21 protein-coding genes and 1 pseudogene are annotated in these 25,628 nt (G+C 66.5%); 12 read left to right on the top strand and 10 right to left on the bottom strand.

The window, feature by feature from the left end; all coding sequences use genetic code 11:
• Positions 1-44: 44 nt before the first annotated feature.
• Positions 45-563: an ArsI/CadI family heavy metal resistance metalloenzyme gene (locus tag NN4_RS13855; RefSeq protein WP_147130473.1), complete on the bottom strand. Its 519-nt coding sequence runs from the start codon at positions 561-563 to the stop codon at positions 45-47.
• A 102-nt stretch (positions 564-665) separates the two neighbouring features.
• On the opposite strand from NN4_RS13855, the gene NN4_RS13850 reads away from it, so the two are divergent.
• Positions 666-1,025 carry an Rv2640c family ArsR-like transcriptional regulator gene (locus NN4_RS13850; protein WP_147130470.1) on the top strand — a complete coding sequence of 120 codons (360 nt, stop codon included), beginning with the start codon at positions 666-668 and terminating at the stop codon, positions 1,023-1,025.
• Here NN4_RS13850 and NN4_RS13845 read toward each other — a convergent pair.
• Positions 1,022-1,429, bottom strand: coding sequence for a VOC family protein (locus NN4_RS13845; protein WP_147130468.1), 408 nt, complete (start codon positions 1,427-1,429; stop codon positions 1,022-1,024). The two genes, NN4_RS13850 and NN4_RS13845, sit on opposite strands and share 4 nt — an antisense overlap.
• Before the next feature lie 162 nt (positions 1,430-1,591).
• On the opposite strand from NN4_RS13845, the gene NN4_RS13840 reads away from it, so the two are divergent.
• The 4 genes from NN4_RS13840 (at position 1,592) to NN4_RS13825 (ending at position 5,758) form a co-directional block, all read left to right on the top strand.
• Positions 1,592-1,984 (top strand): VOC family protein, encoded by a 393-nt coding sequence (locus NN4_RS13840; protein ID WP_147130466.1) that lies wholly within the window; start codon positions 1,592-1,594, stop codon positions 1,982-1,984.
• Entirely contained in the window at positions 1,981-2,856 is an 876-nt protein-coding gene (locus NN4_RS13835) for a sigma-70 family RNA polymerase sigma factor (protein ID WP_246180865.1), read from the top strand. Before NN4_RS13840 ends, NN4_RS13835 begins: the two co-directional genes overlap by 4 nt.
• 178 nt (positions 2,857-3,034) lie before the next feature.
• The gene (crcB, locus tag NN4_RS13830; protein WP_246180864.1) at positions 3,035-3,520 is read left to right on the top strand and encodes a fluoride efflux transporter CrcB; all 486 of its coding nucleotides are present in this window, start codon (positions 3,035-3,037) and stop codon (positions 3,518-3,520) included.
• A 183-nt stretch (positions 3,521-3,703) separates the two neighbouring features.
• Positions 3,704-5,758 (top strand): phosphocholine-specific phospholipase C, encoded by a 2,055-nt coding sequence (locus NN4_RS13825; protein WP_308633316.1) that lies wholly within the window; start codon positions 3,704-3,706, stop codon positions 5,756-5,758.
• 374 nt (positions 5,759-6,132) lie between these two features.
• Here the strand turns inward: NN4_RS13825 and NN4_RS13820 are convergent, their stop codons facing one another.
• A complete protein-coding gene (locus NN4_RS13820) occupies positions 6,133-6,336 on the bottom strand; it encodes a cold-shock protein (protein ID WP_107655522.1) in 204 nt (67 codons plus the stop codon).
• Positions 6,337-7,058: 722 nt separating this feature from the next.
• On the opposite strand from NN4_RS13820, the gene NN4_RS13815 reads away from it, so the two are divergent.
• Positions 7,059-9,113, top strand: coding sequence for a helix-turn-helix transcriptional regulator (locus NN4_RS13815; protein ID WP_147130463.1), 2,055 nt, complete (start codon positions 7,059-7,061; stop codon positions 9,111-9,113).
• A gap of 106 nt (positions 9,114-9,219) precedes the next feature.
• Positions 9,220-9,917: pseudogene (locus NN4_RS13810) on the top strand (ABC transporter ATP-binding protein).
• A 196-nt stretch (positions 9,918-10,113) separates the two neighbouring features.
• On the opposite strand, the gene NN4_RS13805 reads toward NN4_RS13810, so the two are convergent.
• From NN4_RS13805 to NN4_RS13790, 4 genes are all read right to left on the bottom strand, one after another.
• On the bottom strand, positions 10,114-10,401 hold the full coding sequence (locus NN4_RS13805; protein ID WP_147130461.1) for a DUF6980 family protein: 288 nt from the start codon (positions 10,399-10,401) through the stop codon (positions 10,114-10,116).
• A 3-nt stretch (positions 10,402-10,404) separates the two neighbouring features.
• A complete protein-coding gene (locus NN4_RS46085; protein ID WP_246180877.1) occupies positions 10,405-11,181 on the bottom strand; it encodes a colicin E3/pyocin S6 family cytotoxin in 777 nt (258 codons plus the stop codon).
• A 716-nt stretch (positions 11,182-11,897) separates the two neighbouring features.
• On the bottom strand, positions 11,898-12,164 hold the full coding sequence (locus tag NN4_RS13795; protein WP_147130459.1) for a hypothetical protein: 267 nt from the start codon (positions 12,162-12,164) through the stop codon (positions 11,898-11,900).
• 71 nt (positions 12,165-12,235) lie between these two features.
• Positions 12,236-12,847: an MspA family porin gene (locus NN4_RS13790; protein ID WP_147130457.1), complete on the bottom strand. Its 612-nt coding sequence runs from the start codon at positions 12,845-12,847 to the stop codon at positions 12,236-12,238.
• Positions 12,848-13,351: 504 nt separating this feature from the next.
• Between NN4_RS13790 and murJ the strand changes: the two genes are divergently transcribed.
• Complete coding sequence (murJ, locus tag NN4_RS13785) at positions 13,352-14,968, top strand: murein biosynthesis integral membrane protein MurJ (RefSeq protein ID WP_147130677.1); 1,617 nt, start codon at positions 13,352-13,354, stop codon at positions 14,966-14,968.
• Positions 14,969-15,080: 112 nt separating this feature from the next.
• Here the strand turns inward: murJ and NN4_RS13780 are convergent, their stop codons facing one another.
• The gene (locus tag NN4_RS13780) at positions 15,081-16,289 is read right to left on the bottom strand and encodes an MFS transporter (protein ID WP_147130455.1); all 1,209 of its coding nucleotides are present in this window, start codon (positions 16,287-16,289) and stop codon (positions 15,081-15,083) included.
• A gap of 74 nt (positions 16,290-16,363) precedes the next feature.
• Here NN4_RS13780 and NN4_RS13775 point away from each other — a divergent pair, with 74 nt between their 5' ends.
• On the top strand, positions 16,364-17,122 hold the full coding sequence (locus NN4_RS13775) for a DeoR/GlpR family DNA-binding transcription regulator (RefSeq protein WP_147130453.1): 759 nt from the start codon (positions 16,364-16,366) through the stop codon (positions 17,120-17,122).
• A gap of 6 nt (positions 17,123-17,128) precedes the next feature.
• Here the strand turns inward: NN4_RS13775 and NN4_RS13770 are convergent, their stop codons facing one another.
• Positions 17,129-17,641, bottom strand: coding sequence for a hypothetical protein (locus tag NN4_RS13770; RefSeq protein WP_147130450.1), 513 nt, complete (start codon positions 17,639-17,641; stop codon positions 17,129-17,131).
• Between the two features lie 90 nt (positions 17,642-17,731).
• On the opposite strand from NN4_RS13770, the gene NN4_RS44950 reads away from it, so the two are divergent.
• The 3 genes from NN4_RS44950 to NN4_RS13760 all read left to right on the top strand — a co-directional run bounded on the left by NN4_RS44950 (position 17,732) and on the right by NN4_RS13760 (position 23,855).
• Positions 17,732-17,905, top strand: coding sequence for a hypothetical protein (locus tag NN4_RS44950; RefSeq protein WP_186818408.1), 174 nt, complete (start codon positions 17,732-17,734; stop codon positions 17,903-17,905).
• An 83-nt stretch (positions 17,906-17,988) separates the two neighbouring features.
• Positions 17,989-19,353: a DUF5933 domain-containing protein gene (locus NN4_RS13765; protein ID WP_147130448.1), complete on the top strand. Its 1,365-nt coding sequence runs from the start codon at positions 17,989-17,991 to the stop codon at positions 19,351-19,353.
• Positions 19,354-19,580: 227 nt separating this feature from the next.
• Entirely contained in the window at positions 19,581-23,855 is a 4,275-nt protein-coding gene (locus NN4_RS13760) for a MupA/Atu3671 family FMN-dependent luciferase-like monooxygenase (protein ID WP_147130446.1), read from the top strand.
• Between the two features lie 36 nt (positions 23,856-23,891).
• Here the strand turns inward: NN4_RS13760 and NN4_RS13755 are convergent, their stop codons facing one another.
• A complete protein-coding gene (locus NN4_RS13755; protein WP_147130444.1) occupies positions 23,892-25,598 on the bottom strand; it encodes a DUF885 domain-containing protein in 1,707 nt (568 codons plus the stop codon).
• Between the last annotated feature and the right edge of the window lie 30 nt (positions 25,599-25,628).

Raw genomic sequence — 25,628 nt, 5'->3', positions numbered from 1 at the left:
AACGTCCGGTGAACTCCCCCACTCCAGCGTGAGCTAGATGCCGGTCAGCCGCAGCAGCCCGCGCCTGACGCGACGGCCTTGCCCTTGGCATCGGTACCGCAGCACGCCCCCTCGGCAGCGGCCTCCTCGGCCGTGCCGCAGCACACCGCCGTCGCCGCGGCGTCCGTGGTCGCGAGTTCGGGTGCGGCGCCGAAGGTTTCGCTATCGGACAGCACCGTGTACACCTCCCACCGCTCGGCATCCGGGGCGGTGACCCACACCTTGTCCTGGGTGGCGAAACAACACGTCGTGGCGATCTGCTCCTCGGTGAACAACCCGGCCTGCGACAGTCTCGCGATCTCGCCGTGCACGTGCTCGGAGGATTCGACCTCTACCCCGAGATGGTTGAGACTGCCGCCCGAACCCGGGTTCTCGATGAGCACCAGCTTCAGCGGCGGCTCGGCGACAGCAAAGTTCGCATACCCCGGCTTACGCTTGGCCGGCGCGGTATTGAACAGGGTGGAGTAGAAGGCGATTGCCTGGTCGAGGTCGTCGACGTTGAGTGCGAGCTGGATACGGGACATGGCAGCAACCTCCAGGTTGTGAGACATATATCGAAGAAGTGGTACGGCCGAGTCTGCACCACCTTTTCGACATATGTCAATAAGCTCGGTAGAGTTGTCGGCATGCCCAAGGCGTTGCCCATGATCGACATGTCCGCCCCGGTGTGCTGCGCCCCCGTCGCCGCCGGACCGGTCGACGACGCCGCAGCCCTGGAGGTCGCGCTCCGACTGAAAGCCATCGCCGACCCGGTTCGCGTGAAGCTCATGTCACTGCTGCTCACCTCCCCGCACGGCGAGGAGAACACCGGCGACCTCGCCGGCACCGCCGGGCTGGCCGAGTCCACCATCAGCCACCATCTCACCCAGCTGCGCAAGGCCGGACTGATCGTCTCCGAGCGCCGCGGCATGAATACCTACCACCGCGCGCGCCGGGACGCCCTCTCCGCGTTATGCCTGGTGCTCGATCCGAACTGCTGCCCCTAACCGCGCGAGGAGATCTGCTGCACGCCCCAGCTGTTGCCGTCCGGGTCCTCGAAGAAGACGAAGCCGACATTGTCGAGTGGATCCGGTGTGGGCGAAGGGTTTTCGCCGAGCACCTGGATATCAGTGACCGCGACACCGCGCGCCACGAGTTCTCGGTGCGCCTGCTCGATGTCGGGCACAACCAGCTGAAGACCCTTGACCGAGCCCGGTTCCATCTTCGGGACGGCCCCTTCGCCGATGACGATGGAGCAGCCGGAGCCCGGTGGTGTCAGCTGCACGATGCGCATACCGTCGCCGACCTTCGTGTCGTGGTCGACGGCGAATCCCAGCCGCTCGCTGTAGAAGTCCTTCGCCCGATCGATGTCCGATACCGGGACGATGACGACCTCGAGGGTCCAGTTCATGGCGCTTCCTTCCGAAGGGGTACAGACCTCAGCGATAGAGACGACCCGGCGCCGCGAAATTCATCGTCCGGCCCGGTCCTGTTACCTTCTCCCGCCGCCACTCGTCATAGGTGTGTCGACCGCATACGCGCGGCCGGCGCACCGACGAAACCGGAGAACAAGATGCTGACCAACATTATGTACGTGACGATCAACGTCACCGATCAAGACCGCGCACTGGAGTTCTACACCACGGGGCTCGGCCTGGAGAAGCGGATCGACTTCCCGGGGCCCGAGGGACGTTTCCTCACCGTCGGGGTTCCCGATAGCGCGGTGCAGATCATTCTGTGGCGGCATGCGGCGAGTTCGGGGCAGCCGGGCAACGAGGGTCAGCCCGCCGCGCCCGGCACTGTGGTCCTCGAATCCGATGATCTGCGAAAGGATTTCGAGATCCTGCGCGAGCGCGGCGTCACCTTCACCCAGCCCGAACCCGAGGACTACCCGTTCGGGATCCGCGTCGAGGCGACGGACCCGGACGGCAACCGGATCTCGCTCCGTCAACCGCCGAAGCCGTGACCGCCCACCCCTCCGGCCCGATGGCCGAAGCGTTCGAAGCCCAGCGCGATCGGCTGCGCGCCGTCGCGTACCGCGTGCTGGGATCGCACGCCGACGCCGAGGACGTGGTGCAGGAAGCCTGGATGCGCCTCGTCCGCCAGGACGCGGCGACCATCGGCAACCTGGCGGGCTGGCTGACCACGGTGGTCGGCCGAATCAGTCTTGACCTCTTGCGCTCCCGCCAGGCCCACCCCGAAACCCATTATGAACAGGAGTTTTCGGACTTCGTGGTGACGCCCGACGACCGCCCGGCGCCGGACGAGCAAGTGGCGCTGGCCGATTCGGTCGGCCTCGCCCTGCTCGTGGTGCTCGATTCGCTCACCCCGAGCGAGCGCCTCGCGTTCGTCCTGCACGACATGTTCGCGGTGCCGTTCCACGAAATCGGCCATATTCTGGGCAAATCCGCCGACGCCAGCAAGATGATCGCCAGCCGGGCCCGCCGTAAGGTCCAGTCCACGGGCCGGCCGGCGGGCCCCGGCCGCGAACACCAGGAGGTCCTCCAAGCCTTCCGGGCCGCCGCCCTAGGCGGCGACTTCGAAGCGCTGCTGCGCGTCCTGGACCCGAATGTGCGGCTGACCGTCGACACCGCCGATGGCGTGGTCGTCAGACTCGGCGCCACCGAGGTCGCCGCCGGCGCCCGCATGTTCTCCGGCGAGGTCGCCCGGTACCGACGGGTGCTGGTCAACGGCGTACCCGGCCAGATGTCCTGGCGGCCCGACGGAACCCCGCTGTCCGTCATCGCCTTCACGGTCGTCGAAGCCCGGATCACCGCCATCCACATCGTCATCGACCCTGCCAAACTCGCCTCGATCCATGTGCCGGATCCGGCCTGAGTCGGTGTCGGCTCGGACACACCCGATGCTGTGCGATAGCGGGGATCCCATAGAATGAATGGTGCGGCGGTGGGGCTCGCCGCTCCGGACACTCGATCCGGAACAACCGCGGCATCGCCGGCCAACAGTCCCTACCCCATCACTCCGCTTTCGGGCGGCTTTGGAGTAGGAGACCGCTGTGCGCATCGAACCGCCGCCGACCCTTTCGGTCGAATCCGATATCGAAATGCGCGACTTCGGCCAGCAGCGCGAGGCCGGGGAAAAGCACGGCGCGATACTCGCCGTGATCGCCATCGGCGGCGCGCTCGGAAGTTTGGCCCGGTACGGCCTGACCCTGGCCTGGCCCACGCCGCCCGGTGGGTTCCCGTGGGCGGTGTTCACCATCAATGTCGTGGGCAGCTTCCTGCTGGGCGTGCTGATGGTGGTGGTCACCGAAATCCGTCCGGCGCACCCGCTGGCCCGCCCATTTCTCGGCGTCGGCGTGCTCGGTGGATTCACCACCTTCTCCACCTACACCAACGACATTCACGGACTGCTCGGCCTGCACACGGTCATCGTCGCCGTCGCCTATCTCGTCGCTACGCTGGTGGTGGCGCTGACCGCCACCGCGCTCGCGGTCACGCTCACCCGCGCGGCGGCACGCTTCGCCCGGGTTTCGCGATGAGCAACGCATCCGGTCGGGCATCGAGAACAATTCGGCCCGCACCGCTTGGCCCTCGCTCCTTCGGTTCCCCGCTACGGCATGTTTACTGCCCATTTGCTTCCGGCCGAAAATATCGCAGGTGGTTATAGCAATCGAACATTCTTTACTCTGCACGTCGACACATGTCGGATCGAGAGGGATGCTGTGCCCGAGGTAGGTCCAGGTTTTCCAAGGCGGCGATTCATCGGCGGGGCGCTCGGAGCGGCAGCGTTGAGCGGCGGACTGCAGGGCTTGCCGTCCGGCATGGCCGAGTCGTTCGCGGCGCCGAGCAGCAAAGGCTCGCTGAACGACGTCGAGCATGTGGTGATCCTGATGCAGGAGAACCGTTCGTTCGACCACTATTTCGGCACGATGCGCGGGGTGCGCGGGCTGGGCGACGCGACCGCCGTGGTCAAGGCGGACGGCCGCAATGTCTACTTCCAGCCGGATCCGGGCCGCTCCGACGGCGGCTACCTGCTGCCTTTCCACGTGGACACCGCGGTGGTCGACGGCCAGGATCTCGGCGACCTGCCGCACGGCTGGGACGATCAGCATCGCGCGGTCCGCGGCGGCTGGAGCGACGGCTGGACCGCGGCGAAGGGCGAGATGGCCATGGGCTATTTCACCGAGGCCGACATCCCGTTCCACCGCGCCCTGGCCGACGCGTTCACCGTCTGCGACCACTACTTCTGTTCCGTCCTCGGGCCGACCACACCCAACCGGCTCTATCAGTGGACCGGAACCATCGATCCGGCAGGACAGTACGGCGGGCCCGCGATCAGCAACCCGGCCAACTACAAGCCGGTCTATCGCTGGACCACGTATCCGGAACGCCTGTCGGACAAGGGAATCAGCTGGCAGGTCTACGCCAACGACGAGGTGGGTGACGACTCCGGCGGCCACCCCTTCGTCGGCGACTACGGCGACAACCCGCTGTGGCTGTTCAATGCCTACCACGATCCGAAGAACACCGAACTCGCTACGCGCGCAAAGGTATTCGGCGAACAGAACTGGAAGCCCGATTCGGGGCAGGGCAAGCAGGTCGACCACGTCCTGGCGGACTTCATCGCCGACTGTTCCGGCGGACGCCTCCCCCAGGTCTCCTGGGTCGTCGCCCCCTACGGTTATTCCGAACACCCGGCCGCCCGCCCCGCCGACGGTGCCGCTTACACCCAGGCGGTACTGAAAGCGTTGTGGGCCAACCAGAAACTGTGGAACTCGACCGCCCTGCTCATCAACTTCGATGAGAACGACGGCTTCTTCGACCACGTCCCCCCGCCGATGGCACCGCCGGGCACCCCGGGCGAATACGTCAACGGTCGGCCCATCGGCCTCGGGCCTCGTGTGCCGATGCTGGTGATCTCCCCGTGGAGCCGCGGCGGCTGGGTGAATTCGCAAGTGTACGACCACACTTCGGTGATCCGCTTCCTGGAGAAGTGGACCGGCGTCGATGAACCCAACATCTCCGCGTGGCGCCGCTCCATCTGCGGCGATCTCACCGGCTGCTTCGATTTCGGCAAGACCGACACCACCGTGCCGATGCTGCCCGACGCCAATGCCCTTCGGGCGCAAGCCGATGCGACCCAGAGCAAACTGCCGAAGCCCGCGCCGCCCGCGCCGGGCAGCCAGCGACCGCCGGAGCAGGAATCGGGCACGAGACCTGCCCGGCCGCTACCTTATGCCGCCGTCGCGTACGGAACACTCACCGCCAGTGGCGCACTGACCACGACCTTCCGCAACACCGGATCGGCCGACATCCAATTGGCGGCGTATCGGGCCGATGGTCGCACCGACGGCCCGTGGCGCTATGACGTGAAATCGGGGGCCACGGTCACCGATACCTGGAGCGTCCAGAGCTACCCCGACAAGAAGTACGGCATCGCGATCCACGGACCGAATCGTTTTCTCTGGCGGATGAACGGCACCTCGACGTCGCCGCTGGAGGTGACCGCCGCCTATTCCACCGACGACAAACTGCAACTGTCGATGACGAACAAGGGCACGGCACCGGCCGTGGTCACGGTCAAGGCGAACAGCTACCGCAACGACGGACCGTGGACCTTCAAGATCGCACCCGGAAAAACCACCACCGACACCTGGAACGCGCTCAAATACGGCAACGGCTGGTACGACCTCTCGCTGACCGTGGACATCGATCCGGCCTACCAGCGCCACTTCCGCGGGCACATCGAGAGCGGGCAGCCGAGCGTCACCGGCTGAGCGGTCAGTGGCGATGCGCCGCGTCGTACCACTGATGGGGAATGGACCAGTCCCAGCACTCCGCCGACGGCTGGTGCACAGGGTTCGCACGCGTCCATTCGGTGTAGCAGCGGGCCGATCCACCGGCGCACGCGCCGCAAAGGACCAGGCCACGCAGCACATGGCGCCACAGCAGACGGAGTGAGATGCGTCGCCGCATTGCGACCTCCTCGGCGGGAAAGCGGTTCCGACCAGAGGCTTTGCCTCAGGTCCGCCGACGATACCGCCGCGTCGGCCGGCGCGGACGAGAATCGCGGGACCGCTCCAGGAAACGCGCGCCGACAACGCAAAAGCCCCGCACCCAAGGGGTGCGGGGCTCTTTCAAGCTGCGCCGATCAGATGGCGCGGACGTCCTGGGCCTGCGGCCCCTTCTGTCCCTGTCCGACCTCGAACTCCACGCGCTGTCCTTCTTCAAGGGACTTGAATCCCGAGCCGGACACGGCGGAGTAATGGACGAACACGTCAGCGCCGCCACCGTCTTGTGCGATAAAGCCGAAGCCCTTTTCGCTGTTGAACCACTTCACACTGCCTTGAGCCATTGTGTTACTTCATCTTTTCTGTAGATGAGCCAAACGAATCAGGTCGATAAGCTTGATCTCACTGGACTACCATGTCATGGATCGGCCGGAAACCCTACGAAATAGCCCGGTATGTGAGCTAACCGACACTGATCGGGTGGGCGGCGGCTGCCGGTGCGGCCGCGTAGACCACGGGATCGATGTCGGTATCGTCCAGCGGCCCAAGGCATTTCGGCCGCGCGCGGGCCTGGGCGCGGCCGAAATGTCTTGGCCGTGAGCGGCGAATCAGGTTGTCTTCTCAGCATTTTCACAGTCCCGGCGGCGACTCGGACTGACCGGGCTGTCGGCGTGAGCGCCTACCGGGCGACCGTCGTTCGCGCTTCGCGGCGGCACGCGGACCAACGGTCGCGCAACACCTCGGACGCTCGATTCTGCTCCGCCTGTGCGCGGCCACCGCTGATACACCACGAGCCCGCGTCCGCGATATGCGCCGCCCACCAGGCGGAATGTCACCGCCCGTTCGTTTTGCCGGAGATATGACAGCTTATTGCTCATTCGGATGCAGAGTGGTCTGAAAACCTTGACGCGCATGTCCAGCGCGCGATGCACTGTGTGACGCAAGATTGGGCGGGGGAATGCTAGCCGATCGAGGTCGACCACGTTCCCACGTTGCCGTGCGGAGCGGCCCTCATCTATTTCAGCAGGGCGATCGGCGCGACACGCTGGAGGCACAAGTGAGTCGAATGCATTCCACACAACATCCGAGTTGCCCGCCGGGCTCCGCGCTGCCGCCCGGGGTCGCGCTGCACCGCCCAGAACGCCGCGGCCCGAATGGCAACGCCCGCTTACCGATCGGCGATGCCGCGGGGTGGCGGATCGCGCAGGCGATTGCCGTGCTCGACGAGTCCGCCACTCCCGGACGCGTCGCCGCACTGCTCGAGGCCGAGGAATCCGCCATCCGGCCCGTCCTCGGTCGCCTGTCCGCCGCAGGCCTGATCGACGCCACGACAACCCGGTTCCATCCGTCCGAATTCCGCGAGCGCGTGCTCCGGCACACCGCGGTCGACGCCCGCAAGAGACTGTCCCATCGGGCTGCCGGACTGCTGCACCTCGACGGCGAATCCCCGCGCACGGTAGCCGGACTTCTGCTCGACGCCGGCTATGCGCGCTACCCATGGGCGTCGGCGGTGCTGCTCGCCGCCGCCGATGACGCGATGTTGCAGAACCAGATCTATCGTGCGGTCCAATGCTTGACACTCGCCTATCGCATCAGCCTGCACGCCGCCGATCGCGCGGACATCTCCGCTCGCATGTTGTCGATCGAATGGCAGGTCAAGCCCTCCCCGACCACCCGGGCCTATCTGCGGACCACCGCTGCCGCCCGAGCCGGACTGCTCGATGAGCGCATGCTGCGCTTCCTGGTCCGCTACGCACTGTGGCACGGGCAGGTCGACGACGCGCAGGTCGCGCTCGAAGCACTCGAACGCTCGGCGTCCACCGACGAGGTGGCCTTCTTTCATGCCTGGCTGGCCTACACCCATCCGGACTTGGCGACCAGCGGGCGGCGCGAGATCGAACCCGCCAGGGACACCGGTGCCGCCGCCTCGGCCGACCGGCAGGCCGCGACGGTGCTGTCCGCGATCACCGCCCGAGAACCCATCGGCCACATCGCGATTGCCGCTCAGGAGCTGCTGACCGGGCATCGGTTGAACCCCGCGACCGTCGAACCGCTCGCTACCGCAATCGACGGACTGGTGCACGCCGAACGGCTCGACCTCGCACAGACCTGGTGTGATGTCTTGCTGGCCGAGGCGAATGCGCGCTCCGCGCCCACCTGGCAGTCGGTGTTCGCGGGATTGCGCGCCGAGGTGTCGCTGCGCCGCGGCGACCTGACAGCGGCCGAGCACTACGCCCAGCGCGCGTTGAATCAGGTGGCCGCAAAGAATCTCGGCACCTGGGTCGGAAGTCCCGTTGCCACGTTGATCCGCACGTTGACCGCAGCCGGGCGGTATCGCGAAGCACAAACGCAGCTCGATCGCGCCGTGCCGCCGCCGATGTTCGCGTCCAGGTTCGGGCTGCGCTACCTCCATGCCCGCGGCCATCTCCATCTGGCGACGCACCGGTTCGATGACGCCATCGAGGACTTCCGCACCTGCGGCGAACTCATGCAGCGCTGGCAGCTCGACCTGCCCGTCGTGGTGCCGTGGCGAAACGATATGGCGCAGGCGTACTCGGCGATGGGTGACCAGGACAACGCCCGTACCTACGCGCGGTTGCACATCAGCCATTTGGGGCGAGCCGACGCCCACCGGACCGGCGGTGTTTCGTTGCGTCTGCTGGCGGCGGCCGGCCCGCAACAGGACAGACTCGTCCTGCTGCGCGAGTCGGAAGCGATCGCCCGGGTACACGACGATCAGCTCGAAATCGCCCTGTTACTACAGGATCTGGCCGATACCTACCAGCGCATGGGCCAGTCGGATCGTGCGCGCGCCCTGCACCGCAACGCCGACCGCTTGGCCCGCCGGTGTGGCGTGAAACCGTTGTCCGGCAGTGCCGCAACCGAGGAGCCGCCCGTCTCTGTTCGATCGTCGGCGGAGATCCGGTCCGCGCTTAGCCCGGCCGAGCTGCGGGTGGCCACCCTTGCTGCGGACGGCGAACGCAACCGGGACATCGCCGATCAGCTCGGCATCACGACGAGCACCGTCGAGCAGCACCTCACCCGAGTATTCCGAAAGTTGCACGTGGGCAGTCGATCCGAGTTGCGGTTCGCGATGCGCACGGATGATCTGCTCAGCTGAGACATCAACGCCGTAACCCGAATGACGTGGCTTGGAAAACCTTTCACGCGGGTTGCCGGTCGCCGCTCAGGCGGCCGGGCGAGCGCTTATCGGCCCGGAGTGACCAATGCTGGAGTTGACCGAGGTAACGAAGCAACACCGGGTGGGCGGACAGTCGGTACGCGCACTCGACGGAATCAGCATGACCCTGGACAGTGGCCAGTTCGTCCCCATAGTAGGGCCGTCCGGTGCGGGAAAGAGCACGCTGCTACATCTGCTCGGCGCGCTCGATACCCCGGATTCCGGCTCGATTCTGTTCCAAGGCAAAGAAATCGCCGATCTCGGCGACGAAGCGCAGTCGGAGTTTCGGCGGCACCGGGTCGGGTTCGTATTCCAATTCTTCAATCTGCTACCCACCATGTCCGCGTGGGAAAATGTCGCCGTACCGAAGCTGCTCGACGGCATCCGGATGGCAAGGCGAAACCGGATGCGATGCGGTTGCTCGAACTCGTCGGACTCGCCGACCGGGCCGAGCACCGCCCCTCCGAGTTGTCGGGTGGTCAGATGCAGCGCGTCGCGGTAGCGCGGGCGTTGATCATGGATCCGCCGCTGGTACTGGCCGACGAGCCAACCGGCAACCTGGACTCCAAGACCGGTGACTCGATCTTGGCGCTGCTCAACACCATTGCGCACGACGAGACCCGCGCAGTCGTCATGGTCACGCACGACACCGATGCGGCCGCGTCGACCGACCGGGTGATCACGCTGCGTGACGGCAAGCTCGGTTCGGACGAGCCGACCTACCGGACCCAGGTGCCCGGGTGATCGGTGCCGCAGCCACCCTCCTGAGCCTCCTCGGCTCCATCCCGCCCGCTGTCCGCGCCGCCCGCCTCGACATCGTCTAAGCACTGGCCGTCGACTGAAATCGCAGCCGACCTACACGTCTCAGCCGAGCATCATGGCGCGAAAGCTCGTGGCTCGCTCACTGCGCGAGGCGCTGAGCCGCATGGAGTGTGCGTTCCTACTCGCCTTTGGTCCACCACGCATCTGATTTCATCTCATCAGGGACGCCTGGATCCTCTGGCCCGTCCAACCCCAGGTCGAAGATTCGGTCGAACCACTGATCGCGAAGCGAGGGAGGAAGCTCAGCTCCGCACCAGGGGCAATAGTTCAGGGCGACATAACTGTCGCTGTCCGGTACCTCAACATAGAATTCCCCGAATTTCGGATTGTATCCGATCGGAATACTGTCGTCGGCCGTCCAAGCGTCCATCCCCTCGCAAGAGTGGCGCACCGATTCGCTAGACATTTCTCAGCCCACCTTTATCTTCCGCCCGGGAACCGGATTTTTGTACATCTCGCCGGTCACTGGGTCTTTCGAGCCCAGATGATTTCCCTTGCTATCATAGACTTCTATATCGTTGTGGGTGTAATCCCATTCATAATATTCTCGCGACTTTCCATTCTCGCCATTGGTCTTCGTCTTACCTTTATAGGGCTTGGCATCCTTCCAGACCGGCGACTCACCGGGCCCCGGCGGATTTTCTTTCCGTTCCGGCTGGTCCTCAGGTTTGTTTTCGCTGAACCACTTGTCCATCAGCTCTTTGAGCCGGTCGAGTCCGACGCCGGCTGCGCGGGCGGCGTCTTCGATCATTTTCTGGAACTGGTCGGGGTAGAGCAGAGCCCAGAGAGCTCCGACGGCGAGGACGACGCCGAGGATGATCGCCCACAACGGCAGCGACGCGATGGCGGCGATGGCGCCGGCAACGAAGGGGATCGCGAGGACGAAGAACGCCGCCATCGTGTTCGTCCCGGATTTCTGCGGGTCCTCGTCCGGTTTGTTGTCGGCGGGAGGTTGGTCTGCGCTGTGGTCCCCGGAGCCTGGTGTCGCCGGTGCGCCGAGTTCGGCACTGGGATCTGGGCTGGCGCCGGAGGTGCCGCCGTCTCCGTAGTCACCGCCACCGTTGCTGGTGGCGGGTGGTTCGTCGAGGTGGGGTTGGGCGGGTCGCAGCGATTCGGTATCGGGTGGAGGCGTATGTGGTTGGGCGGGCTTGTTTTCCTGTTGCGGAGGTTGTCTCGGGGTGGCCATCGCCACTGGCACGATCCTGGGGTTGGCGGTGCCCGCTGTCGCGGAGGCGGTAGGTGCGAGTGTGGCGGTGGTGGCACCTAGCCTGCCGCGCGCCCGCGTGGTGGATGTGCCGCCGGCCAGGAACGCGGTGACACCGAGAAGCAGAATCGCCGGCCTGCGCCGATCCTCTTCTACGAGTGCCGGTTCCGGCTCACCTTCGCGAGGCGGGTGTGCCGGAGCCACGCCGGCTGGGATCGGTGCATTCGAGGTGGGCCCGGGCGGCGGTATCGGGGAGGGCGGCGGTGCCATGTCCGGTGTTGGCACGCGACTGTCGGCTGTCGGTGCTTGGCTCGGTACCGAGTGCGAGGTCGGCGGGGTGTTGCCCGGCAGCACAGGTTCGATCGCACCCGGGACGGGGACGATCGGTGTCTGGTTGCCCGGCGGCAGTGGCGGCGGGGTGAGCGCCCCAGCTCGGCTCCCCCCGCCGTTGCCGCTCGGGGGTTGGCCGGGCATGGCCGGTGTCGGCAGAGCCGGCGGCGTAGTCGGGGGTCCGGGAGGTGGTGTGGGTGGGAGCGAAGGGGTGTCGACACAGGGCCATCCGGGATGCATTTGCTGCCATTCGGCGCACGGGACCGCAGACGCGGTCGGTGCGGCGAGGCCGATGAATCCGATAGCAACGCTTCCTGCGATGACTGCCAACGCACCTGCGGCTGCCCGATTGAACGTGGCCGGGCGGCTCATCGGCGACTCCGGCCGTCTTTCATGCGCGTGTAGAGAGCGTCGATACCCCACCAGGTCAGCCGACCAGCCAGGGACATGTAGAGAAAGAACGCGAGATAAACCAGGATTGCGCCATAGTCGTCGGCCCAGCCCGGTATCCGATTGAGGGTGGCGAAGGCTGCGATCAGCAGAACCAGCCCTGCGACAACCGCGGGCGCCGCGAGTACGGCTGAATCGGGTTCGGCCGCAGCGTGAGCGCGGCGATCGGTGGTAGTGCTGTTCATGATTGGGTATCTCCTACTGCAATCCCTCTACCAGGGGCCAAGGTGTCGACGGTGGAATGCGCGGTACGGGCTCAGAGCCAGATGGGATCGCCATAGGCGGTGGTGGTGTTGTCCGCGGTCGGAGTCGAGATCGTCGCGGTGGCGAAGGAGCGCAAAGAGACCGGGCCCATGCAGGCATCGACTTTGACCTCGACCTGATCCATCGCGATCGACGCCCGCCCGGCTGCAAGCTGTTTGCGACCGAACTCGACAGTCGCGATCGACCCGGGCTTGAGGGTCGTGGAGATGTTCGGTGACACCGAGGCGTTGACACCGACACTGACGCTCGGCGGGTAGGAGATATTGAGAGAGGCATTGGGGCCCACCGACATTCCGAGACCGGTGGTCAAGCCGCTGGACACATCGATCTGGCAGCCGACCTGATAGCCGAAGCTGACGACACCCGTACCGACCGGCTGGGTTCCAGCACCGCTGATTTCGGCCACCGCCTTCAGCGAGACGAACCCTTCACGTGTGAACATCGTCGCCGCCAGGTTCGGGTAGCGATCCAAGGTCTCCGCGGCCTTGGTCACCGTCAACGTCCACCCGTCATCGGTGAGGACAACCCGGGATCTATCGGGCACCACATCTGCCGCGGCCACACCCTGACTCCAGCCCAGTAAACCAGCGGTTACCGAGGCCATGCACAAGACGGCAGCAAACGTGCTGCGTCGAAACGACGCGTTTCTCATCGGATATCCCCTACAGATCGAGCCTCAGCCGTGAACCCGCAAGGCCGCGGATCCGCTCACACCCTGAAGGAAAACCCTTCAGCTAATTTTTAGCAAATCGAAGCTGGTGGGTTGCGGGCGCCGTGATCGTTCGTTCACCCGACTATCCCGATCCGGGCACGACTCTCCAGGTTTGCAAGGGCCGAGTGTGGCTTGCGTCACACAGACTCCGTTATCGGGAATGCCCTCGAGACCCGGGCCCATCGAATGTTCAGTGGACGCAGTGGCCGTCGACTGAAATCGCGGCCGACCTGCGCGTTGATCTCGGCGGGGCATTATGGCTCGAAGGCGATTCCAGGGGGCGCGCATCCGAGCGGCCATCCGCTAGCGCGAGTGAGGGCTATGACCGACTACGGCAATCTGCCGACTCAGCCGTTGCCGCTCGGGACGAATTCGCGGCCGCAGGCCGTGCGAGAAATGCCCCGGCTCAGAGGGGTTCGACCTCGGGCGGACACCTCGGGAGGCGGGCTGGCGCGAGCGAGCCGGTACGTCGCGATTGCCGGAGTGGTCAGCCGAGTGACAGGGTTTGCCCGGACGATCGTGCTGGCGGCATTGCTGGGCACCGCGGCGGTCGGCGATGCCTATACCGGGGCGAACAGTCTGCCGAACATGGTCTATGAGCTGTTGCTCGGCAGCGTGTTCGCCAGCGCCGTCGTGCCGCTGCTCACACGGGCACGGCGCCACGGGCGCAAGCACTCTCGGGAGTTCACCCAGCGCGTGCTGGTGGCAGCAGTGCTCGGGCTCGGCGCGGTCACCCTCGTCACGGTGCTGTGTGCGCCACTGATCGTGCGGGTTTTCGTGGGCGACTCGGACCAGCGGGAGCTCACCACCTGGTTCGCTTACCTACTGCTACCGGAGATCTTCTTCTATGGCGTAACGGTTTTGCTGACGGCGGTGCTCAATGTGCGGGACAGCTTCGCCGCGGCCGCGTGGGCGCCGGTGGTCAACAACGTCATCGTGTTGCTGACGGGCGGGATCTTCGCGCTGCTCCCCGGACCGATCACATTGACGCCGGCCTCGATGACAACCGCTCAGGTGCTGACAATCGGGATCGGGACCACTTCGGGGATTGTCGGACAGGCCGTGTGGGTGGTGTTCGCGTTGCGCCGCAACGGTTTCGAATGGAAGTGGCGGGTTCGGCCGATCCCGTACACCTGGCGTCCGGTCCGCGCCGGTATGCCCGTGCTGGGGTGGATTCTGGTCTACGCCGCGATCAGTCAGGTCGGGGTCGCGGTCACGATGCGGGTCGCCTTCTCCCACGGCGGGGTGTCCATCTACACCTATGCGGATCTGCTGTTCCAGGTTCCGTACGGCATCCTCGCGGCCTCGCTGTTGACAGTGCTGATGCCGCGTATCTCCCGGTCGGCCGCCGCGGGCGATCGAGCTGCCGTGATCGCCGACCTCGGGCGTGGCGCACGGTATCTGACGGTCGCACTCGTGCCGATGAGCATGGCCATGGGTCTGCTCGGGCCGGTACTGGCCGCCGTCGTTTTCACCGGCCGCGTCGACGCGCAAGCCGCCGGATTGATCGGAACGGCGATCGCGTCTTCCGCGTTCGGCTTGGCGCCGTTCGCGCTGGTGATGCTGCAGATGCGAGTCTTCTACGCACACAACAACACCCGTACACCGACCCTCATCAACATTGCGATGGTGGTCACGAAGGTCGCCGTGGTCGCCTGCTCGGTCACCGTCTTCTCGGACGGCGCCGTGGTGGTCATGCTCAGCGTCGCGAGCTCGCTGTCGTATGTGGTCGGCGCGATCATGGGGCATGCCCTGCTCCGCCGCCACTACGGTCTCCTCGGATTCTCCACTGTCGCAGTGACATTCACGCGCGTCATCTGGGCCACCGCAACCGCAGGCTGGTCTTGCGTGGCGATCATGGCGATCACCCGCCACGCGGTGCCCGACCCCCTCGTCGAGCACCTCGTCACACTCGCGGCCGGAACGTCGGTCGGCCTGGTGGTATTCCTGCTTGCCGCCAAGGCAATCGGCATACCCGAGGTGCGCAACGCTCGCGCCCTGCTGGCCGCGTAGTTCCGACGCATTTGCGATCCGCACCGTCTCTCAGGATCCGCACCGAGATTAGGGGGCCGTAAGCAGTGCGGATCCCGAGAAAGAGTGCGGCTGTTCCGCAGGAGGGCCAGGCCTAGTGGGTGGGCTGAAATGGGTCAGGGGACTTCGAATCGGCGGTTGGCTGTGAGGTCGAAGTTGGTTGGGGGCGTAGGACGTTGGCGGTGGTGGCGGCTAGGACGCAGAAGGCTACGGGGAGTAGGAGGATGATGTTGAGGGGGGCGAGGTGGGTCAGGGGGCCGATTATGGCGGGGCCGGCTAGGACGCCTAGATAGCCGAGGCCTGCTACTCGGGCTACGTTGGCGCCTGCGGCGGTTCGGTCGGCATGGCCTGCGGCGCTGAAGAGTTGGGGGACGCAGCCGGAGAGGCCGGCGCCGAAGACGGTCCAGCCGAGCAGGGCCAGGGGGATCCAGGGGGACAGAGCGGCGGCCAGCAGGCCGAGGGCGGCCAGGGCTGAGCCGTAGCGTAGGACGGCGACGGGGCCGAAGCGGGTGGCGATGCGGTCGGCGAGGAGTCTGCCGACGGTCATGGCGGTGGCGAAGGCGCCGTAGGCCAAGGCGGCGGTGGCGGCGGGTGCTGCGAGGACGTCGCGGAGGTGCAGGGCGCTCCAGTCGTTGGCTACGCCCTCGCACAGCATCAGCAGGAGGGCGAGACCGGCGAGCAACCAGATCCGCCGGGGTGTCGTCCGCCGCTCCCCTGCCGCGGAAACTTCGACGGCAGAAGAAGTTTCGGTTCGGAGCAAGGCTGGTGCGGCCGCTGCGGCGCCGACCAGGCCGAGCAATGCCGCGAGACCTAGCGCGGTCGCGGGGCTCCAACCCCAGCTGAGTGTGCGGGCACCGACCAGTGCTGCCAATACCCCGCCGAGTGAATAGGTGGCGTGGAACGCGGACATGACGGATCGCTGGTATTCGTGTTCGACCTGGACGGCGTGGGCGTTCATGGCGACGTCCAAGCAGCCGTTGCCGAAACCAAGAGCGAGCAGCGCAGCCCCTAGTGTCCAGGCGTTCATCGACAAGCCAGGCAGAACAACCGCGGCCGCGCACAGTGCCGCACTGACCGGGACGACGATGCGGGCGCCGAAACGATCGGCGAGCGGACCGACCAGCCGCATGCCGGCGAAAGCTCCCGCGCCGAGCAGCAACAACAACCAGCCGAGCGTCGCGTGCCCGATCCCGACCCGCTGCTCGACGGCGGGAATGTGGACGACCCAGATCCCGATCAGGAAGCCGTTCAACGCGAAGTAGGCGAACGTGGCCAGTCGAGCGGCCCGCAACGATCTGTGCATAATTTCGAACATAACGCACAGATTCTATGTTCGAAACATTGATTTTCCAACACCAGTGGTGTTCTATGGCAGCTGTGGCGAGCGTAGACCGACTGAAACAGATCACCGAGGCCGTGCGTGCAGCGGGCCAGCTCGGGGTGGCCGAACTAGCCGAACGCACCGGCGCCTCGGAGATGACCATCCGCCGCGACTTGGAGACGTTGGCGAGCCAGGGCATCCTCGAGCGCTATCGCGGCGGCGCCCGCACCTTGTTGCTGCGCGGCGACGAACCGCCCTTCGCCATGCGCGTGCACGAGAGCTTGGAACTCAAGCAGCGCATTGCCGCCGAGGTCGCCGGGCTCATCGCCGACGGCGAATCGGTCGTTCTCGACAGCGGCACCACCTGCCTGAAAGTCGCCCGCGCACTGGCACACCGGCGCCTGACCGTGCTGCCACTGTCGCTGCACGCGGTGAACGCACTCACCGACGCACCCCAGCTGACACTGCTGGTGCCCGGCGGCAAGCCACGCCCCGGCGAACTGGCATTGACCGGCCCGCTCACCCTGGCGTCCCTGGCCGCCTTGCGATTCGACACCGCGATCCTCGGCTGCTGCGGATTGACCGCAGCCGACGGACTCACCGCCTACGACCTCGACGACGCCGCCGTCAAACGCGCCGCGATCGCCTCGTCCCGCCGCGTCATCACGGTTGCGGAAGCCGCGAAACTCTCGCGCACCGCCCTCGCCTTCGTCGCACCGGCCGCCGACCTACACGTCGTCGTCACCGATCACACCGCCGCACCCGAGGACACCGACGCGCTGGCCGCCGCGGGCGTCACCGTGCGACGAGTGTGAACAGCCTCAGACGATTTCGAGGTCGTAGGTGACCTCGACCCAGAACCCACCGGGCTCGTACTCGCCGCCGAGCGTGAGGATGTAGTCGCCGCGGCGCAGATCGTCCAGTCGACACCAGAGACCCCAGGCGTTCGCCCGGTAGCGGCCCGCCGGACCGAACGGTGCGTCGGGCACCGCGTCGACCAGGAACGGGCTGCGATTGGCGACTTCACGCAGCGGCAGGGAGACGCCGTTCAGCTCCGCGTGCCCGCTCGCCGTGGGTATCACCGGAACCCGCCGCGCGAACAGTGACGACTTCTGCAGGATATTGAAGGCGGGGAAGAAGATCGGGCGACCGAACGGCACCGAGCACTTCCTGCTGACCTTGCCGCCGAACGTGCCTGCGAGAAACCAGACGTCCGCGGGCTGCTCCTCACCCGCGAACTCTCCGGTCTCATCGCTGACCGGATTTCGGTCGGCGGGTATCGCCATGGCCCACTGCCACCATCGAGCCGCGAACTCGATGTCCCTACTCTGCATAGCCACCCACCTTGATCAACAAGCCTTGAACGATGGTCAGGATAGCCAGGTGCCCCGTTTGGGCCCGAGGCCGCCGGGTAGGCGGGGGCCATGACTGTGAGAACGACACATCGCGCCACCAGGCCGCGTTTGGAGCGGGGCACAGCATCACTCGAATCGCTGCTCAGCGCGATCGTCACCGCGGGCGTACTGATCATCAACTCGGTCGGGGCGACCGCGACCGCCAGTCTCGGCATCATCTCGGCGCTGGTCCTGATGCTATGAACCGGTGGGTTGCCGCGTCCGCGTGAGCGGCGCGGGTTCACGCGGACGCATGATCACGTTCACACCGTGTTTACGATGTCCGAATGCTTATTCACGACGCGCCGGGAAGTTCGCCCCCACCCGCCGAGCCAGCGGGCGCCGCGCGGCTCCCGGAACGTCGCGTCCGACCGTCGACCATCTGGTGCGGCATTGCCGCCGCGGTGCTCGTGCTCGTGGCGGGTGAGCTCATCGCCGCGCACATCAACGCGCTCGGTCCGCTGACGAGTCTGTTCCGCGATTACGTGGGCAGGCCGAAGTCCGCGACCACCTCGTGGGCGGGGTTCCTGCTCGCGCTCGTCGGCGTCACGATCCGCGTGCGGGTGACCGCGCTGGCCGCGGCGATCGCCATCGACGTGGTGTTCGTGGTGATCCGGGCCGTCGAGGGCAGGCTGTTCACTGTCGGCAACGGTCCGACCATCGTGCTCACCGCGCTCGCGGTGATCGCCGCAGTGCGCTGGTCCGGCGAGCGGCATCGAACGGCGTTGCGCGCCATCACTTTCGGCGCCTTGCTGATCCTCGCGACCAAGATCGGCGAGATCTGGCTGGACATCACCGCGTGGGCCTGCCCGCGGGTCCTCGATCCCTACGCGCAGCTGGCCGACCATGCGCTCGGCAATCCCTCCTGGTTCGTCGGGCATGTGCTCGACATCGCGGGACCGGTGCCGCTGAGTGTGGTGCGCTGGGTGTATTTCGAGCTTCCGGTCGCGGCCATCGTCGTCGCCGTCTGGCAGCTGCGCAACGTGACCACCGGCGAGTGGCCGCGGCACCATCTGGTGCGAACCTTCTTGGCGCTCGGTCTGATCGGCCCGCTCTTCTACGTGATCTTCCCGATCGTCGGGCCGATTCTCGCCTTCGGGCCGCAGGGCAACGGCCTGGAGATCGCCGACGTCTGGCCGGATATCGTTCCGCCGCTGCCGTTTTCGGTCGGGCCGATGCCGTTCGACGGCATCACCCCGCGCAACTGCATGCCGTCGCTGCACACCGCGTGGGCACTGTCGCTGTTCATCCACTCCCGCCGCGGCCCACGGTGGTTGCGCTACGGCGGCGCCTTCTGGCTGGTCTGCACGCTCATCGCGACCCTCGGGCTCGGCGCCCACTACGGCGTCGATCTCATCGCGGGCGCCGCGCTGTGCCTCACCGTCGAATCGGTCCTGCGCGACCCCGACCGAGGGTGGGACCACTACCGAATCCGCGTGGTGGCCTTGGGTATCGCCACCTTCGCCGCCACCCTCCTCGCCACCCGTTATCTGGCCCCCACCATGGCCGCCCATCCCCTCCTGTCCGGCTTCGCCCTGCTCGCCATGCTCGCCGCGCTGTCCGCCACCTTCTACGCCACCTGGTTCGCGCCGACCCGGCCGGGGAAAGTGGAAGCGCCGGGGGCCGCTGTGGAAAGTTCGGTGGTGCGCTGACTGAATGCGTGGTGCGCGGGCACGGATCGACGATGCGGAATTCGTCGGGTCGCTGTCCGCACCGAATTGCCCGGGTTCTGGTGCCCGATGTTCTGAGGGCTTGTTCCGATGCGGGGGCGCACGTTCACTTGTCGTGGATTGTGTCGAGTCGAGACGAGTGATCGTGAGACCTGTGTGCCGCTGGTCGGTGCGCCGCCTATGCCCACGGTTGCGGGGTTGGAGGTGCTGTGGCCGGGCAGCGTGGGACGACTTTGCTGGGGATACTGGGCGATCGGGCGGCGGAAACGCCTGATCGGGCTGCTTATACGTATCGGTCCGATGGCGGTGACGCGCAGACACTCACCTATCGCGAGGTTCACACCGCGGCGGCGGATCTCGCGACGAAGGTACAGGCGGTCGGTGCGCCGGGTGACCGGGTGCTGGTTGTCTCGGTATTCGGGCCGCAATTTCTGACGTCGTTCTTCGCTTGCGTACTGGCGGGGCGAATTCCGGTTCCGATCGCGAATCATCAACCCGGGGCGGTCTTCTCGGATATGTCGGCTTTCGCGGCGTTGGCGGTGGATTGTGCGCCGTCGGCGATCCTGGCACCTCGTGCGGTGCTGGATGAGTTGCGCGCGGCGAGCGCGGAGTACCCGCCGCTGGCCCGGCTGGCGTGGCTCAGCAGCGACGAACCGTCGGGCCACATCCTGGGGCACGCGGCTGCTCCGGCTCCCGACGAAATCGCCTTCCTGCAATACACATCCGGTTCGACGCGCGCCCCACGCGGGGTGATGGTGAGTCACGCGAACCTGACGCACAATCTCGCCCTGATCGAGGACGCGTTCGGGCACACGCCGGAGAGCAAGGGCGTCATCTGGTTGCCCGCACACCACGACATGGGGCTCATCGGTGGGCTGTTGGAGCCGCTGTACGCGGGCTTCCCGGTGGTGCTGATGTCGCCGGAAGCCTTTATCCGCGACCCGCTCACCTGGTTGCGCGCCATCTCCGAGCACGGCGGCACCACCAGCGGTGGACCCAATGTCTGCTACGACTACAGCGTTCGGCGGGTGTCTCCCGACGACGTCGCGACGCTGGATCTGAGCCGGTGGGAGGTCGCGTTCGTGGCCGCCGAGCCGATCAATCCTCGTGCGCTGCAACGCTTTGCCGACCATTTCGCGTCGGTCGGGTTCCGGCCGGAGAGTTTGCTGCCCGGGTACGGTTTGGCGGAATCGACCCTGTTCGTCAGCGTGACGCCGCGCGGTGCGGGTGTGCGGTCGACGCAGCTCGCCGGGCGCGATGTGGTCAGCTGCGGGGTGGTCTCGGGTGGCAGCGCGATCATCGCCGATCTGGACGGCCACACCCGTCTGGAACCCGGTGAAATCGGCGAGATCTGGCTGGCCGGCTCGAGCGTCGCCGGCGGGTACTGGGGCAAGCCGGAGGAGACCGAGGAGGCGTTCCACGCCCGGCTGCCCGGCGATCCGGTCACCTATCTGCGCACCGGGGATCTCGGGTTCCTGCACGGCGACGAGCTCTTCGTGACCGGGCGGGTGAAGGAGCTGATCATCATCCGCGGGCGCAATATCGCCCCGCAGGACGTCGAATGGTCCGTCGAGACACAGCATCCGGCACTGCGCCGTGGGCGGTGCGCGGCGGTCGGGCTCGAGGTCGACGGTGATGAAGTGCTCGCGGTGCTGCTGGAGGTCGATGCGGGCAAGCTCGATGTGACGCTCGCGGAGCTGGAAACTTCTATCCGGCATACGATCTCGCACGCCTATGGTCTCGACACCCATCGCGTCGTCTTCCTCTCGCCCGGGCAGTTGCCGAGGACGACCAGTGGCAAGGTGCAGCGACTGAAGGCCAGAGATATGTTCCTCGGTGAACCCGAAAACGTCGCGGCAGAGTCTCCTGTGCTTGACCAACTCACCCGGTGGATGGCGAACCAAACGGGTGTCGAGCCTGCGGCATTGGATGCCGAGAAGCCGATGACTGCGCTGGGGTTGGATTCGGTGAAGGCCAGCGAGTTCGGCAGTTATGTCGAGCATGAGTTCGGCTATCCGGTCTCGGCCGAGAAGTTGTTCGAGGGGCTGACTTTGGCCAGCCTGGCAGCTGAGATCGCCGGCGAGGTTTCAAGTAAGAACCGGATGTCCGAAACAGCTACTCGCACCGAGACACACAGCGCTCCAGTCGAATTCAGCCTGTTCTTCTTCGCCAGCGATGCGGACCCGGACAACACGAACCGATACGGTCTGTTCCTCGACTGCGCATCCTTCGCCGACGAGCACGACTTCCGTGCGGTCTGGTTGCCGGAGCGGCACTTCCACCGGTTCGGTGGGCTGTTCCCGAACCCTGCGGTGCTGGGCGGGGTGCTCGCGCGGACCACGAAGCGGATTCGGATCCGCGCGGGCAGTGTAGTGCTGCCGCTGCACGATCCGGTGCGCGTCGCCGAGGACTGGTCCGTGGTCGACAATCTCTCCGGCGGTCGCGTCGACATCGCGTTCGCCACCGGATGGAATCCCGACGACTTCGTCTTGGCCGCAGCGGATTACCCGGACCGCGAGAAGGTGATGCTGTCCGGTGCGGACAAGGTCCGGCGGCTGTGGCGGCGTGAAGCGCTCACCCTGCCCAATGGCAAGGGCGAGCAGATCGAGGTTCGGACCTTCCCACCGCCGATCCAGCCCGAATTGCCGATGTGGATCACCTGTAGCGGCGGGATAGGCCGCTTCGAGCAGGCCGGAGAGCTCGGCGCCAATGTGCTCACCGCGCTGCTGTTCCAGGACGTCGACGAGTTGCGCACCAAGATCGAGGCCTACCGCAAAGCCCGTGCGACACATGGGCACGATCCGCAAGCGGGCCATGTCACCCTGATGCTGCACACGTTCCTGGACCCCGACGAGCAGACGGCCAGGCAGGTGGTCGAGCAGCCGTTCAAGGACTACCTTCGCGACTCGGTCGACCTGTGGCGGCGCGGTGCGGAACCGTTGAACAATCTGAGCGAGGCCGAGCAGAATCGCGTACTCGACTATGCGTTTGCCCGTTACTTCCACACCAGCGCTCTGCTGGGCACCCCGGACCGTGCTGCCGAACTGATCGATGAGCTGGTCGCGGCAGGCGTGAACGAGATCGCCTGCCTGGTCGATTTCGGCATCGACCAGGAGCACGTGCTCGGCGGGCTGCGTCACCTCGCCGAGTTGCGAAAGCGCCGGTCCGCCAGCACAACTCAGCCCGGCAACACGGCGATCCAATCCCACCCCGCGACGGCACCACCCCGTCCGGCCCGGCAGCAAGACCTCGGCGAGTCCATCCGCAACCGGCACGCCCTGGCCCACCGCAACAGCGGCGGCGTCCTCGCCAAGGCCCGCGATTTCGACCTTGCCCGTCGATTGCGCGAAGCCGACCTGTTGCCGTTCTATCCGGACCTCAGCGACTCCGACGGCGCCACCTGCCGCTACGAAGGCCGCGAGCTGATCATGCTCGGTTCCAACAACTATCTCGGTCTCACAGCGGACCCACGGGTCAGGCAGGCAACGGCCGACGCGGCACTCCAGGACGGCCCGAGCGTCACCGGTTCGCGCCTGATGAACGGGTCGACCCCGGCGCACGGCGCCCTCGAACGCAAGCTTGCCCGCTTCCTCGGCCGACCGGACGCGCTGCTGTTCACCACCGGCTATCAGGCCAATCTCGGCTTCCTGTCGGCTTTCATGGGCGCGGGCACCGTGCTGGTGGTCGACGAGGAATGCCACGCCTCCATCTACGACGGCGCCGCCATCGGCGGATGCAGGCTGATCCAGTTCCGGCACAACGACATCGGCGATCTCGACCGCCGGCTCCGCACCGAGCTGGGCGGACTCCCCGCCATGGTCATGGTCGACGGCGTGTACTCGATGTCCGGCGATATCGCCCGCCTGGCCGAGATTCGCGACGTCTGCGACCGCCACGATGTACCCCTGGCAGTAGACGACGCCCACGGCCTCGGCATGATCGGGCGGACCGGTCGCGGCGTCGAGGAGGAACTGGGTCTCCCCGGCACCGCCGACATCCTCACCGGCACCTTCTCCAAAAGCCTCGCCTCCGTCGGCGGCTGGCTGGCCGGCCCACACGACCTGATGGACTGGGTGCGCTATTACGGCCGCGCCCAACTCTTCTCAGCCTCCATACCGCCCCCCGCGGTCGCCGCCGCAGCCGCCGCCCTCGACATCCTCGAAGTCGAACCCACCCGCATGACGAAACTCCGCGAGCTCTCCGCACATTGGCGGAAAGGCCTGTCCGAGTTGGGCTTCGACACCGGGACCTCGCGCACCACGATCGTCCCGGTATTCATCGGCGACGAACTCCACTGCCTCCGCTTCGCCAAACACCTACTCGACGAAGGCATCTACGCCAACTGCGTCCTCGCCCCCGCAGTCCCCGCCAACCGCGCCATGATCCGCACCACCGTCACCGCCGTCCACGAACCCCACCACCTCGACCGCGCCCTCGCAATCTTCGCCAAGGTCGGCCGCGAATTGGGCGTTATCAGCGGTTAGTTGCGGCAGGCGAATGACCGAGCGGTAGGCGGACTCTCAGAGGGCGGCGAGTTCGGTGACTAGGTCGTCCAGGCCGAGGGAGCCTTGGGAGAGGGCGGCCATGTGCCAGGCTTTCAGGTCGAAGGTTTCGCCGCGGGCTTCGGCGGCGGCGGCTGCGGCGGCGCGGCCGCGGAGCCAGGCGCGCTCGCCGAGTTTGTAGCCGATTGCTTGGCCCGGCCAGCCGAGGTATCGGGTGAATTCGCTGTCGAGGTAGTCGTCGGTTTGTCCGAAGTAGCGGCCGAAGAATTCTCTGGCGTTGCCGGGTTCCATCGGCTCGCCGGGGCGGTAGGGGGAGTCGGGTGGGTAGTCGAGGCCGACGTGCAGGCCGATGTCGAGGATTACCCGGAGAACGCGCAGCATTTGCACGTTGAGGTAGCCGAGGCGGTGGCCGGAGTCGGTGAGGTAGCCGAGTTCGTCCATCAGGCGCTCGGCGTACAGGGCCCAGCCTTCCGAGTTGGCGCTCACGTTGCCGACGGTGACCTGGTAGACGGAGAGCTGGTCGGCTACGTAGATCCATTGTGCGAGTTGGAGGTGGTGGCCGGGGACGCCCTCGTGGTACCAGGTGGAGATCAGGCTCCAGACCGGAATTCGGGTGCGGCCGAGCGTGGGTAGCCAGGTGCGGCCCGGGCGGGTGAAGTCGAGGGAGGGCTCGGTGTAATACGGCGCGGCCGCACTGCCGGGCGGCGCGATCATCGACTCGACCCGCAGCAATGGTTCGGCGAGGTCGAAGTGGGTGCCTTGCAGATCGTTGATGGCTTTGTCGATCAGGTCCTGGAGGAAGCGGCGGGCGTTCTCCGCACCGTCGAGCGCCTGACCTTCCGCCTCCAGCCAGTGCATGGCTTCCATCGGAGTCGAGCCAGGCAGCACCTTGTCCGCCTCGGCCCGCATCTGGGCGTCGACCTCGTGGAATTGCTCCCACGCCCAGTGGTAGGCCTCGTCGAGGTCGAGGTCGGCGCCGTTCCAATACCGGGCCCACCGCTGATAACGCTCGCGACCGACAGTGTCCGGAACGCCGACGGCCTTGGGGCCATAGACATCTCGCAGCCAGTCATGCAGTTCCGACACCGCCGCCGTGGCTTCGACTGCGGCCGAAGCCAATTCGGCGCGTACCGATTCCGGGGCCGCGCCGACGAATTCGCCGAACCAGCCACCCGGCTCGTCCCCCACCCACTCACCCAATTGCTGCACCACGGTGCTGACCTGCCGAGGTGCGGCTTGCAGACCGCGATCGATGCCTTCGGCCAGGGTGGACCGATACTGGCCCACCGCGGTCGGCACGCGGCGCAGCCGGCGGCCGACGGCCTGCCACTGCGCCTCGGTGTCGGTCGGCAGCAGAGTGAACAATTCGCGAAGCTCGTGCACCGGTGATGCCAGGTTGCGGATCGCCCGGAAATGTTCGCCTGCGTCGTGGACAGCCAGCTCAGCCGTCAGGCGCTCGCGCAGCAGCTTGGCACAGCGCCGTTCGACCGCGTCGGTAAAGCCGCCGGATGGCTCGGCGGCATCGAGCTCGGCCAGGGTGGCGCGGGCGAGTGCAGCGGTCGCATCGAGTCCAGCCGGGGAAAGATCAGGGAGACGATCGTCTTCGGGGTGACGCCCCAGGCGAGCCGCGACCAGCGGATTGTGCTGAGCCAGGGCGTCGACATACGCGTCCGCGATGCCGCGCGCAGTAGGCCTGGGAGTCGAATCGATTGTGTTCTCGTCCATTTCAACGACTCTGCTCGAAACAGGCGCTCA

It is taken from the genome of Nocardia ninae NBRC 108245, assembly GCF_007990755.1.
GTDB lineage: Bacteria > Actinomycetota > Actinomycetes > Mycobacteriales > Mycobacteriaceae > Nocardia > Nocardia ninae.
The sequence above is the reverse complement of the archived record's forward strand: the minus strand, read 5'-3'. Positions and strand labels throughout refer to the sequence as shown.